We start from the raw sequence: 13575 nt of genomic DNA on the forward strand, positions 1-13575 counted from the left end.
CACCAATAATCCTAACGTTACATGGCTGATTATATAAATCTGACAGATGAACTGAAAAAAAACTTCGGGTTTGATACATTTAAAGGAAATCAGGAGGCAATTATAAAAAACTTACTGGCTGGAAAAGATACTTTTGTACTTATGCCTACAGGAGGTGGAAAGTCATTATGCTATCAGTTGCCGTCCTTAATGATGAAAGGTACCGCCGTTGTTATTTCTCCGTTGATCGCATTGATGAAAAATCAAGTTGATGCCATGCGTAATTTCAGCGAAGAAGATGGTGTCGCTCATTTTATAAATTCATCTCTGAATAAAGCTGCGATAGATCAGGTCAAAAACGATATACTTTCGGAAAAGACCAAATTATTGTATGTAGCACCCGAATCGCTTACTAAAGAAGAAAATATAGAATTCCTTAAACAGATCGATATCTCCTTTTATGCCGTAGACGAGGCTCATTGTATTTCGGAATGGGGACACGATTTCCGTCCGGAGTATCGCCGTATTCGCCCGATCATTAATGAGATAGGCGTACGTCCGGTTATTGCTCTCACGGCAACGGCAACCCTTAAGGTTCAGCACGACATTCAAAAGAATCTTGGAATGACCGATTCTGCTGTATTTAAATCATCCTTTAACCGCCCTAATCTGTATTATGAGGTACGTCCCAAAACACAGAATATTGATAAGGATATTATTAAATACATAAAATCGCAGGAAGGAAAATCGGGTATTATTTATTGCCTGAGCCGTAAAAAAGTAGAAGAGCTGGCCGAAATGTTGCGTGTAAACGGTATAAACGCCCTGGCTTACCATGCCGGGATGGATTCTGCTACCCGCACACAAAATCAGGACGCTTTTCTTTTGGAGAAAATCGACGTTATTGTGGCGACTATCGCTTTCGGGATGGGTATAGATAAACCGGATGTACGTTACGTTATCCATTACGATATACCTAAAAGCCTGGAAGGATATTATCAGGAAACCGGTAGAGCCGGTCGTGACGGCGGAGAAGGTCAGTGCATCACGTTCTATATGAATAAAGACTTGCAAAAACTGGAAAAGTTTATGCAGGGTAAGCCTATTGCCGAACAGGAAATCGGTAAACAACTATTGCTTGAAACAGCTGCTTATGCAGAGTCTTCCCTCTGCCGTCGTAAACTGTTGTTGCATTATTTCGGGGAGGAATACAATGAAGATAATTGCGGTAATTGTGACAATTGTTTAAACCCTAAAAAACAAGTGGAAGCTAAAGATTTACTTTGTGCAGTTATTGAAACTGTTATTGCGTTAAAAGAGAAGTTCAAAGCAGATCATGTGATCGATGTGATGTTAGGAAAAGAGACTTCCGAGGTATTATCCTATCATCAGGACGAACTGGAAGTGTTCGGCTGTGGCCAGGGAGAAGATGAAAAGACCTGGAATGCCGTGATACGGCAAGCCCTTATCAGTGGTCACCTCGATAAAGATATTGAGAATTACGGATTGCTCAAGGTGACTAAAGCCGGGCATGCATTCCTTAAGAAACCGGTTTCTTATAAAATTGTGCAGGATGCCGATTTTGAGGATACCGAAGAAGAAGTACCGATGAAAGGAGGGGCAATATGTGCCGTTGATCCCGAACTTTATTCTATACTTAAGGATTTACGTAAAAAGATTGCTAAAAAGCTGGAATTACCTCCTTATGTAATATTTCAGGATCCTTCGCTGGAAGCTATGGCTACGACCTATCCGATCACAATGGACGAGCTGCAGAATATTCCCGGTGTCGGAGCCGGCAAGGCTAAACGATACGGAGAAGAATTTATTAAAGTTATTAAGGCGCATGTAGAAGAAAATGAGATCGAACGTCCTGAAGACTTGCGTGTACGTACCGTAGCTAATAAATCGAAACTTAAAGTCTCCATCATTCAGGCTATCGACCGTAAGATAGCATTGGATGAGCTTGCAGAATCCAAAGGCCTTGAGTTTACCGAGTTACTGGATGAGGTAGAGGCTATTGTATATTCCGGAACAAAAATAAATATCGATTATTTTTTACATGAGATCATGGACGACGATCATATAGAAGATATTTTCGATTATTTTAAAGAGAGTGAAAGCGATAGTCTGGAAGATGCGATTGAAGAATTCGGTCGTGAATATACCGAGGAAGAAATACGCTTGATCCGTATAAAATTCCTTTCGGAAATGGGAAACTAATAGATTTTGTATATAATATAAATGCAGTAAATGCGGTATTCAATACCGCATTTACTGCATTTATATTATTGGATGGAATATTTTTATAGTATAAATAGTTTCAATAGTCGTAATTTAAAATTTTCTTAAAAATAAAAGGAATCATTTCCTGCGAAACGGGAAATATATGTATCTTTGCGTGCAATAAAATTTTAATGTCACCATCATTATGTCATTTATTGCAGAAAAAGTGGTTATGGACGGTCTAACATTTGACGATGTTCTGTTAGTTCCGGCGTATTCCGAAGTCCTTCCAAGAAATGTCGATCTCTCGACGAAGTTTTCACGCAACATCAGTCTTAATGTCCCTTTGGTTTCAGCGGCAATGGATACTGTAACCGAAGCTCAGTTGGCTATAGCTATAGCCCGCGAAGGAGGAATAGGAGTGATTCATAAAAATATGCCTATCGAGGCGCAGGCGCGGCAGGTACATGCCGTGAAAAGAGCTGAGAATGGCATGATTTATGACCCGGTAACGATCAAGCGGGGGTCAACGGTGAAAGACGCTCTTCAAATGATGAAAGAGTTCCATATCGGAGGCATTCCTGTGATAGATGATAATAATCATTTGGTAGGTATCGTTACGAACCGGGATTTAAGATTCGAACGAGATTTGGATCGCCTTATCGATGAAGTCATGACTTCCGAGAGTCTGGTTACCACTACGCAATCTACCGATTTACAACAAGCGGCCGATATACTTCAGCAGTACAAAATAGAAAAACTGCCCGTAGTAGATAAGGATGGAAAATTAGTCGGTTTGGTTACCTATAAAGATATAACTAAGGCGAAAGACAAGCCCTTTGCCTGTAAAGATAAATTAGGCCGTTTGCGTGTCGCAGCCGGGGTTGGTGTTACCAACGATACAATGACTCGAGTGGATGCATTGGTAGAAGCTGGCGTAGATGCGATCGTGATAGATACGGCTCACGGACATTCCGTTTATGTCGTGAATGTTCTTAAAGAAGTAAAGGCAAAATATCCCCATATAGATGTAGTCGTAGGAAATGTCGCAACAGGAGAAGCTGCCAGATATTTGGTTGATGCCGGTGCCGATGGTGTGAAAGTGGGTATAGGTCCGGGTTCTATTTGTACGACACGTGTGATAGCCGGAGTGGGAGTTCCCCAGCTTTCTGCTGTTTACGATGTCGCTAAGGCGCTGGAAGGAACAGGGGTTCCCCTTATTGCCGATGGTGGTATACGCTATTCCGGCGATATTGTTAAAGCGATAGCAGCCGGAGCTTATTCTGTAATGTTAGGTGGTGTGTTGGCCGGAGTGGAAGAATCGCCGGGCGAAACTATTATTTATAATGGACGTAAATATAAGACATATCGTGGAATGGGTTCTTTGGAAGCCATGGAAAAAGGTTCCAAAGACCGTTATTTCCAGGCGAACGAATCCGATACGAAGAAGCTGGTTCCAGAAGGAATAGCAGCCCGGGTTCCTTTCAAAGGATCATTGTACGAAGTCGTTTACCAGATGGTAGGTGGTTTGCGTGCGGGAATGGGATATTGCGGAGCCGGGAATATAGAGAAATTGCACAAAGCTAAATTTGCACGTATAACCAACGCCGGTGTTGCAGAGAGTCATCCGCATGACGTGACTATTACAAGTGAAGCACCGAATTACAGCCGTGGATAAAGAATTATAATTATTTTTTATCTTTATAATACACTATTTTCTCGTGTTCAATATAATTTTCTTATATTTGGAACGTTAAAATAGTGTATTATTTTTTATACTAAAATTTATGATGAATAAAGCGGAGTAATGCTCCTCTGCTTATAGTGCTTAAATATGATAAAACCAATGAAAAAGAAATTGCTGTTACTGTCTTTGTGTGCCGGAGGAACTCTCCTAATGGCGCAACCTGTCAATGACCCAGTATTGATGAAAATAAATGGGAAGGATATCAAGAAATCGGAATTTGAGTACATTTACAACAAAAACAATCAGCAGCAACTTGAACACAAGTCGCTTGATGAGTATTTGGTTCTGTTCACCAATTATAAACTAAAGGTAGCTGAAGCAGAAGCTTATGGTCTCGATACGGTGCAGGCGTTCAAAAAAGAACTGGCCGGATATAGAAAAGAACTGGCGAAACCATATTTGGTCGATTCCAAGCTGGATGAACAAATGGCCCGCGAGGCATACCACCGCCTGAAAGAAAATGTGGAAGTCGAGCATATTCTTTTTTCTATAAATAATCCGAATGATGAAGCTGAGAAAAAGGCCGCTTTCGATAAGGCTATGCAGGCCCGTGAAAGAATATTGAAAGGCGAAGATTTCGGTAAGGTGGCTTTTGAATGCTCTGATGATCCTTCTGCGAAAGAAAATAACGGTTATTTGGGCTTTATCAAAGGATTCCGTACTGTATTGCCTTTCGAAGATGCTGTTTATAGCATGAAACCGGGAGATTTGTCCAAACCTGTATTAAGCCAGTTCGGATATCATATTATAAAAGTATTGAGTACTCGTCCCGATCCGGGGAGTGTGCTTACCGCCCATATCGCTCTCATGGTTCGGAAAAATGCGCCGGAAGGATTGATGGCTGAAAAGGAGAAAGAAATAAAAGAAATTTATAATGAAGTTATCAATGGAGGTGACTTTGCCAAAATAGCAAAAGAAAAATCAGAAGACAGAGGTTCCTCTCGCAACGGAGGACAATTACCTTGGTGTAACAGTGGTGATTTCGTTCCTGAATTTGAAAAAGTAGCATTTGCCTTAAAAAATAAGGGTGATATTTCGGAACCAGTGCTTTCTCCTTTTGGCTGGCATATAATTAAATTACTGGATCGTAAGGAATTTCCTTCCTTTGAAGAGAAAAGAAACGAAATTATGAACCGCCTGGCACGCGATAGTCGTGGAGCGAAAGCAAAGGAGTCGTTAGTTACACAATTGAAAGAAGCATATCATTTCAAACTGAATCAGGATATTTTAAATAAAATGTATGCTCGGACAGAAAAGAAGGGAATCGATTCTTTGTTCTTGGCTGATATAAGTAAAGATGAAACCTGGTTGTTTTCGTTTGACGGAGGAGGAATGAAATTATCCGAATTTGGTGAAGCGATAACTCCGGTAGTTTATGGTCTGGTTTATAATCCCAATACTCCTGCCCGTGAGTTTATAGATACTCAAATTAAGAAATATGTAGAAAACCAAATCCTAACGTATGAAGAGAATAATCTGGATGTTAAGTATCCCGATTTTCGTAATCTTATGAATGAATACCGTGATGGTATGCTGCTTTTCGAAATAAGTAATCGTGAAGTTTGGGAAAAAGCATCTCAGGATACTCAGGGACTTGAAAAGTATTTCAAGAAAAATAAAAAGAAATACAACTGGAAAGAACCTCATTTTAAAGGGTATTTGGTTCAATGTGCGAATGATTCTGTTGCCGGACTTGTGCAGAACCGGATTAAAACCGCTCCTAAAGATTCTGTCATATATTATGTAATTCGGGAATTCAATAACGATAGTGTCAAGAATGTCCGTATTGAACGTGGATTATATGTGGCAGGAGACAATGCGAATATAGATAATCTGGTATTCGCGCAAGGGGAAAAACAAATAGATGAAAAATTTCCTGTTATGTTTACAGCAGGTAAAATCTTGAAAAAAGGACCGGAAGAGTATACCGATGTTCGTGGGCAGGTGACAGCCGATTATCAAACTTATCTTGAAAAAGTGTGGGTAAAGATGCTAAATAAGAAATATCCGGTTGAAATAAATAAAGATGTTCTAAAAACGGTTAATAAACAATAGATTCAGCACTTTTCGTTGTATTTTTATGACGAAGATTTGTTTAGAACGTTTTTTATTAAATCGTAAAATATGCGAAAGTCCGCTCTCTTATTCGTACCATTTGTTTTATTTTCTTTGCTTGTAATAGCATGCAAAGGAAGTAATAACGGCGAAGACGGGAACGGACTTTTGGTTAGGATAGGCGGTCATACTCTGTCAAAAGAAGATCTGGCAGAGGTCATGCCGAACAATTTGTCGGAGGCAGACAGTGCCGAGTTCGCCGAACATTATATCAGGCAGTGGATTGACGACCAGTTATTATACGAAGTAGCCAGTAAAAATGTTCCGGATATGGACCGTATTGACAAGGAAGTAGAACGTTATCGAAAAGAACTGATAACTTATGAGTATCGCAATAGATTGATAGGCGAAAAAGCTGGTACGGAGTTTTCCGATGAAGATATGGAAGCATATTATAAAGCCAATCCTGAACAGTTCAGACTGAAGAGAGCGGTAATAAAAGGCCTTTTTTTGAAAGTACCGGAAAAGTCCCCTAATATTGACAAGCTGAAAAGATGGTATAGTTCCGGTAAACCCGAAGCCATAGAAAATATAGAAAAATACGGTTTGAAAAATGCCGTGATTTATGAATATTTTTATGACAAATGGGTAGATCTGGATGAAGTAATGGCAAATATACCTTATGTAATGGAAGATGAAACTTCTTTTTTGAAAAATCATAAAACTTTGGAGGTTCATGATAAGGGATATTGGTACTTGCTTCATATTAGTGAATATCGTCCCGAAGGAGGAGAAGCTCCTTTTGACTTCGCCCGTACTCAGATACAAGATATTTTTGTAAATAGAAACCGGTTAAGGTTTAACCGTGAGATGGAAGAGGAGTTGTATCGTGAAGCTATGAATAAGGATAAGATAGAATTCTTTTATAAAAATCCTGAAGAAAAGAAATAAAAACGAATAAATAAAAAATGCGAAATCTAAAAAGTATTACGGCCGCTATGCTTTTGGTATGTGCGGGTATTGCAACACCGTTTGCAGCGACGGCGCAGGAAAACAATGTTATTGATGAGGTCGTGTGGGTAATCGGTGACGAGGCTATTTTTAAGTCCGAAGTGGAGGAACAATATCGTCAAATGCAATATGAAGGACAAAAGATAGACGGGGATCCTTATTGTGTCATTCCTGAACAACTGGCAATTCAAAAGCTTTTTTTGCATCAGGCGAAGATAGATACGATTAGTGTTCCCGATGCTACTGTATTTCAGCAGGTCGAATCCCGTATGAACTATTTTATAGCGAATATAGGTTCGAAAGAAAAACTGGAAGAATATTTTAAGAAATCGGTTACCGAGATTCGTGAAGAATTGGCGGAAGTTATCCGCAATACCGGAACCGTGCAGGAAGTACAACGTAACTTAGTGAAAGATGTAAAAATTACACCTTCCGAAGTTCGCAAATATTTCAGTAGATTGCCCGATGACAGCATACCGTTTATTCCTCTTCAGGTAGAAGCGCAGATAATAACATTAAATCCCCGTATTCCCCAACAGGAGATAGATAATATTAAAGCTCGCCTCCGGGACTATTCAGACAGGATCATGAGAGGAGAATCGGATTTTTCAACGCTGGCTATTTTGTATTCCGAAGACGGTTCTGCCAGAATGGGAGGAGAAATCGGTTTTCTGGGAAAAGCTGAATTAGATCCGGCTTATGCCAATGTAGCTTTTAAACTTACCGATACGAAGAAGGTTTCCAAGATTGTAGAATCGGAATTCGGTTATCATATAATACAATTGATAGAAAAGCGCGGTGACCGTATCAATACCCGTCATATATTGCTGAAACCTCATGTATCGGATAAAGACCTGACAGATGCTTTAAATCGTTTGGATTCATTGCGTACTGATATTATGGATAATAAATTCACTTTTGATGATGCCGCGGCAGTTGTTTCTCAGGATAAGGATACGAGGAATAATAAAGGAATTATGGTGAACCAGAATACCGCTACAACCCGTTTTGAAATGAGTCAGTTACCTCAGGAAGTAGCGAAGGAGATAGATAAAATGAAGGTTGGCGAAATATCCAAACCTTTTATCATGATGGATCGAGCCAAAGGAAAAGAAATTGTCGCTATTGTCCGGTTGAGGAATCGTATTGAAGGACACAAGGCAAATATGTCCGACGATTATCAGGAACTGAAAAGTATAGTTGAGGCTGAGAAGAAAAACGAGATTATCAATAACTGGATTAAGAAAAAACAGAGTGAGACATATATCCGCATTAACGATGGATGGAGAAATTGTGATTTCCAGTATGATGGTTGGATAAAAAAATAAAAAAATGTCTTTTCACAGAAAAAAAATGCATAACAGCGGGCATAGGATACTTGTATGTATTCTATGCCTGTTGGCTCTTTGTGCCTGGGCACAGACGATCCGGCGGGGAGCGCCTTCCATGCCCCAGGCCCTCAAGGATAATCCCGATAAAGTATATTTATTATATAGCGATGAACTTACGCTGAACGAAAGCCGTCCCGATTATCAGGTATTAAGAGGAAATGTCCGTTTTCGTAAGGATAGCATGTATATGTATTGCGACAGTGCTTATTTCTATAGTAAATCCAATTCTTTAGATGCGTTCGGTAATGTGAGAATGGAGCAAGGAGATACCTTATTCGTATTTGCCGATGTCCTGTATTATGACGGACCAGCCCAGCTCGCCCGTTTGCGTTATAACGTAAGAATGGAAAACCGGGATGTAACCCTTTTTACAGATAGCCTTAACTATGATTTGGTTCCTAATATCGGTTATTATTTTGAAGGAGGGAAAATAGTGGATTCTCAAAATGAACTTTCCTCCGTTTACGGACAATATTCTCCGGATACGAAAGAAGCTGTTTTCAATTATGATGTGGTATTGGTGAACGAGCAATATACTCTTTATTCCGATACGCTCGAATATAGCACAATGACTAAGATAGCCGATATTGTAGGCCCTTCGAAAATTGTATCGGACAGTAATATTATATATTCCAGTAAAGGATGGTATGATACGGAAAATAATAAAGCACTGTTACTTGACCGTTCGGTGGTGGTTGGGAAAACTCAGCAACTTACCGGCGATTCACTTTTCTATAATAGAGAAAAAGGGTTTGGAGAAGTATTCGGTAATATACAACTTACCGATTCGGCCCGCAAAGTGATTATGGAGGGGCAATATGGCTTCTATAATGAGAAAAACGAATTTGCTTTTGCTACGGATTCGGCTCGTTTATTGGAATTTTCAAGGGGAGATACCCTTTTTCTTCATGCCGATACTCTCCAATCTATGTTGGTATTGCCCGATTCATCCCGTATTTTGAAAGCTTTTCATGAGGTCCGTTTTTTTCGTGTAGACGTACAAGGTGTTTGTGATTCATTGGAATATCTTACAGCCGATTCAACTTTATATATGTTCCGTGATCCTATTATATGGAACGGAAGTTACCAGATATTCGGAGATACGATAAGGGTGCATATGAATGACAGTACGGTCGAATGGGTTCATATACCTCAATTTGCTTTTGCTGCACAACACAAGGATTCTGTATATTTCGACCAGTTGGCCGGTAAAGATTTAAAGGCATTTTTCCGGGAAGGAGAGCTATATAAAATTGATGTCAGCGGAAATGTACAAACCATATTTTATCCTATGGAAAGGGATTCCACCTATACGGGGCTGAATAATGCCGAGAGCAGTTTCCTTACCATGTTGTTAAAAGACCAGAAAATGGACAAGCTTACTATGTGGCCCGAGGTAAAAGGAAGTATGACGCCTCCGCAGCTTATTAAGCGTTCCCAGCTTTTTTTGCCGGATTACCGTTGGTATGAACCTATTCGCCCAAAAGATAAGTGGGACATATACCGTAAAATTGAGAAAAAGGTTGAGGACGTGCCTAAAAAACAAAAGCATCGTTTTGGAGAACAGTAACATATTATGCGTATTACCGCAAAGTTTATAATCTTTGTCTAAATGAAAATATGAGTGATGTAATTAAACTTTTACCCGATTCGGTAGCGAATCAGATAGCAGCTGGGGAAGTGATACAACGTCCGGCTTCTGTGATCAAAGAATTGGTGGAAAATGCTATTGATGCCGGCGCGACATCAATACAGATAATATTGAAAGAAGCCGGACGCACTCTTATACAAGTGATCGATAATGGAAAGGGTATGTCTCCTACAGATGCCAGACTGGCTTTTGAGCGCCATTCCACCTCAAAGATACGTTCGGCAGAGGATTTGTTTACCTTACAAACAATGGGTTTCCGGGGAGAAGCCCTGGCTTCTATTGCAGCTATAGCCCAGGTCGATTTAAAATCCCGTCGTCCGGATGACGAAATAGGTACATGTGTGTGCATATCGGCTTCACAATGCGAGTCTCAGGAGCCCGTTTCTTGTCCTCCCGGCAGTAATTTTTCGGTCAAGAATATATTCTTTAACGTACCAGCCCGGCGTAAGTTTCTTAAATCCAACCAGATTGAATTGAGTAATATTCTTACTGAATTTGAACGTATAGCATTAATCAATACCGGTGTGGAATTTTCTCTTTCTCATAATGGTAATGAACTGTTTAACCTGCCGGCTTCCAATTTCAGGCAACGCATCATCTCTATTTTTGGAAAAAGTTTGAATCAGCAGTTGCTGACGGTCGAAGTAAAAACTTCATTGGTAGAAATGGAGGGTTATATTGGAAAACCGGAAGCCGCTCGGAAAAGAAATGCATTGCAATATTTTTTTGTAAACGGGAGATATATGCGCCATCCTTATTTTCATAAAGCTGTAATGACTTGTTATGAAAATCTGGTTCCCGTAGGAGAAATGCCTAATTATTTCCTGAATCTGAAAGTTGATCCTGCTTCTATAGATGTAAATATACATCCTACGAAGACCGAAATAAAATTTGAAAACGAACAACCCATCTGGCAAATTATTTCTGCTTCGATCAAAGAGACTTTGGGAAAATTTGGAGTAGTTCCTTCCATTGACTTTGATATGGCGGATGCTCCCGAAATTCCGGTATTTCATAACAATCCGTCCGTTAAACCTCCTCGTGTCGATTTCGACCCCGCTTATAATCCGTTCAAAAGTTCCCCCGGTGTTACAGGCAAACGCCCTGAGTATGACTGGAAACAGTTATATGACGGATTTCGTTCCGGAGACCGTCAGCAAGAAACAGGAAAACCTTCTGACAATGAAGTGATATTTGAATCTCGTCTTAACAAAGACGAGATTGTAGACGGAATAACAGGAATGATTGATATCCCTGAAAATGGGGAAGAGCAGATTCTTATTGATGGAATGGATAACGTATCGGGAAACGGCTCTGATTACTTACAGTTAAAAGGGCGTTACATACTGGCTCCTGTTAAGTCGGGCTTGGCGATGATAGACCAGCACCGGGCACATGTGCGTATATTGTTCGATGAATATATCCGCCATATATCATTACATAAAGGAATATCTCAACGAATACTTTTCCCGGAAATTATACAGCTTACTTCGGTTCAGGCAGCTGTTTTGCAGGAAATCAGTGAAGATTTGCTGGCATTGGGGTTTGAATTGAGCGATATGGGACATTTTTCATATGCCGTGAATGGAGTTCCTTCAGGTATTGAAGGAGTGGATGTAAAAAACCTTATAAGCAGTATGATTGATTCGGTAACAGAAAAAGGAAACGATATAAAAAATGATGTTCACCAGCGTATTGCCCTTTCTCTTGCACGGGCAGCTGCTATTCCGGTAGGGCAAGTGCTTTCCGTTATGGAAATGGATAGGCTCGTCGGAGACCTGTTTGTCTCGGCTATGCCCAATTATACCCCCGACGGACAAGTGATTATCCATATTCTGTCCGATGAGGATATCAAACGTTTTTTTTCATGAAATAATCCGGTTTTACAGGTATATCATTTTTTTTGTCATTCCCCCGTCAACTGTTATGTTCTCTCCGTTGATAAAGTCATTTTTGTCTTCACATAGGAAGAGGCACGTCCGGGCGATGTCTTCCGGTTTTCCTACTCGCCCTGAGGGGTGCTGATGGTGATCTTTGTCCGTAAGAGAATCGTAATTATGAGTTTGTATCCATCCCGGACTTATACTGTTTACCGTAATATGATAAGGACTGAGAGATATTGCCAGGGCATGTGTCAGGGCATATATTCCCCCTTTAGAGGCAGCATAACCTTCACTTCCGGGCTCGCTCATTAAGTAACGGGTCGAAGATATATTAATGATCCTGCCGTACATGTTTCGAACTTTTTGCTTATCGCGATGGATGGCAAGCAGTTGGGAGGTTATAAATACGGGCCTCAGATTAGTCCTTATGATTTTATCGAATTCTTCTATTGATGTTTCTGTGATAGGAGAGAAGCAGCTTATTCCGGCATTATTCACCAGGATATCTATATCCCCCCAGTTGTCTAATACCTGTTTCATGCAATTTTCCAGTTCCGTTTCATTATTCAGGTCTGCCGGATAAAATACAGCTCCGGTATCACGCGCAACTTCTTTTCCAGCTATTAGGTCTTTGTCACAAAACGCTACATTTGCTCCTGCTTTTATAAAAGCCGTTGTTATACTTTTACCTATGCCGCGGGCGGCTCCCGTTACAAATACTCTTTTTCCTTTCATTCCGGTAATTTATTATAGAAGTAAATATAATGTTTTCCAGAGAAAAAATTATCCTTTATCTGCTTTTTTGTAAATTTGCTATATATAAATAACCTTACTATGATTATTTTAATATCCTCGGCCAAGACTATGTCATCCTCCTCTTCCATAATAGTGCCGGAAAGAACAGTTCCGATATTTGGTGCGGAAGCAGCCGGATTAATGAAGCAAATGTTACAATATTCTCCGGAAGAATTAAAGGAAATATTAAAAGTAAGTTCCCGGATTTCTTTAGAGACGATTCTCAGATACCGGCGTTTTTTCGAACCGGATTATTTCGGTCTTCCAGCTATTCTGGCATATACGGGGGTTGTATACAAGCATATTGCTCCGGAAGATTTCTCTCCGGAAGATTTTCTTTATATGCAGGAACATTTGAGGATTGCTTCTGTCGGTTATGGTTTACTGAGACCATTGGATTCCATTCGTCCTTATCGTTTGGAATATGATGTGCAGCTTCCGGATTTCGATTCGGGGAGTGTCGCTGATTTTTGGAAACCGAAACTTACGAATAAATTGATAGAAGATATTCTGGCGGATGACGGAATTTTACTTAATCTTGCCAGTAAAGAAATACGGGCTGCTTTTGACTGGAAAAAACTCGATAGGGAAGTAAAAATCGTGACACCGGAATTTAAAACGTGGCGGGGAGGAAAATTAAAAACAATTGTTATATATGCGAAAATGATGAGAGGACAAATGACGCGGTATGTTTTGAAGAAGCGGATTCGTGTTCCGGAAGAACTTGTTGGATTCGGCTCCGAAGGATTTAATTTCAGACCTGAATTTTCGGATGATAAATCTCTGATATTTACGGTATAGGATTAATATTATCCTTATCACGTTGTATGTGAAATA

8 protein-coding genes and 1 pseudogene are annotated in these 13575 nt (G+C 40.0%); 8 read left to right on the plus strand and 1 reads right to left on the minus strand.

The genetic code is table 11. From position 1 onward, the window contains the following. Window positions 1-21 precede the first annotated feature (21 nt). From recQ to mutL, 7 genes are all read left to right on the plus strand, one after another. Window positions 22-2202 (plus strand): DNA helicase RecQ, encoded by a 2181-nt coding sequence (gene recQ / locus OCV73_RS03205; protein WP_147548979.1) that lies wholly within the window; start codon window positions 22-24, stop codon window positions 2200-2202. Between the two features lie 208 nt (window positions 2203-2410). Continuing rightward, on the plus strand, window positions 2411-3883 hold the full coding sequence (gene guaB / locus OCV73_RS03210; protein WP_147548980.1) for an IMP dehydrogenase: 1473 nt from the start codon (window positions 2411-2413) through the stop codon (window positions 3881-3883). Window positions 3884-4051: 168 nt separating this feature from the next. Next, window positions 4052-6007, plus strand: coding sequence for a peptidylprolyl isomerase (locus OCV73_RS03215; RefSeq protein ID WP_147548982.1), 1956 nt, complete (start codon window positions 4052-4054; stop codon window positions 6005-6007). A gap of 69 nt (window positions 6008-6076) precedes the next feature. Next, window positions 6077-6958, plus strand: a complete 882-nt coding sequence (locus OCV73_RS03220; protein ID WP_147548984.1) for a peptidyl-prolyl cis-trans isomerase — start codon at window positions 6077-6079, stop codon at window positions 6956-6958. Window positions 6959-6975: 17 nt separating this feature from the next. Beyond that, complete coding sequence (locus OCV73_RS03225) at window positions 6976-8346, plus strand: peptidylprolyl isomerase (protein ID WP_394802941.1); 1371 nt, start codon at window positions 6976-6978, stop codon at window positions 8344-8346. Between the two features lie 4 nt (window positions 8347-8350). Beyond that, window positions 8351-9979: an OstA-like protein gene (locus OCV73_RS03230; protein WP_262512858.1), complete on the plus strand. Its 1629-nt coding sequence runs from the start codon at window positions 8351-8353 to the stop codon at window positions 9977-9979. A 50-nt stretch (window positions 9980-10029) separates the two neighbouring features. Beyond that, window positions 10030-11931, plus strand: a complete 1902-nt coding sequence (mutL, locus tag OCV73_RS03235; RefSeq protein ID WP_147548986.1) for a DNA mismatch repair endonuclease MutL — start codon at window positions 10030-10032, stop codon at window positions 11929-11931. A gap of 12 nt (window positions 11932-11943) precedes the next feature. Here mutL and OCV73_RS03240 read toward each other — a convergent pair. Next, a pseudogene (locus OCV73_RS03240) lies at window positions 11944-12669 on the minus strand (SDR family NAD(P)-dependent oxidoreductase); the annotation flags it as partial. 108 nt (window positions 12670-12777) lie between these two features. Here OCV73_RS03240 and OCV73_RS03245 point away from each other — a divergent pair. Continuing rightward, a complete protein-coding gene (locus tag OCV73_RS03245; protein WP_147548990.1) occupies window positions 12778-13539 on the plus strand; it encodes a YaaA family protein in 762 nt (253 codons plus the stop codon). The last annotated feature ends 36 nt before the right edge of the window (window positions 13540-13575 follow it).

The sequence above is a fragment of the Barnesiella propionica genome, from assembly GCF_025567045.1.
Lineage (GTDB): Bacteria > Bacteroidota > Bacteroidia > Bacteroidales > Barnesiellaceae > Barnesiella_B > Barnesiella_B propionica.

Coding starts and splice junctions, on each gene's coding strand:
- OCV73_RS03215 (WP_147548982.1), top strand. CDS start 4,052: ATGAAAAAGAAATTGCTGTTACTGTCTTTGTGTGCCGGAGGAACTCTC.
- guaB (WP_147548980.1), top strand. CDS start 2,411: ATGTCATTTATTGCAGAAAAAGTGGTTATGGACGGTCTAACATTTGAC.
- mutL (WP_147548986.1), top strand. CDS start 10,030: ATGAGTGATGTAATTAAACTTTTACCCGATTCGGTAGCGAATCAGATA.
- OCV73_RS03245 (WP_147548990.1), top strand. CDS start 12,778: ATGATTATTTTAATATCCTCGGCCAAGACTATGTCATCCTCCTCTTCC.
- OCV73_RS03225 (WP_394802941.1), top strand. CDS start 6,976: ATGCGAAATCTAAAAAGTATTACGGCCGCTATGCTTTTGGTATGTGCG.
- OCV73_RS03230 (WP_262512858.1), top strand. CDS start 8,351: ATGTCTTTTCACAGAAAAAAAATGCATAACAGCGGGCATAGGATACTT.
- OCV73_RS03220 (WP_147548984.1), top strand. CDS start 6,077: ATGCGAAAGTCCGCTCTCTTATTCGTACCATTTGTTTTATTTTCTTTG.
- recQ (WP_147548979.1), top strand. CDS start 22: ATGGCTGATTATATAAATCTGACAGATGAACTGAAAAAAAACTTCGGG.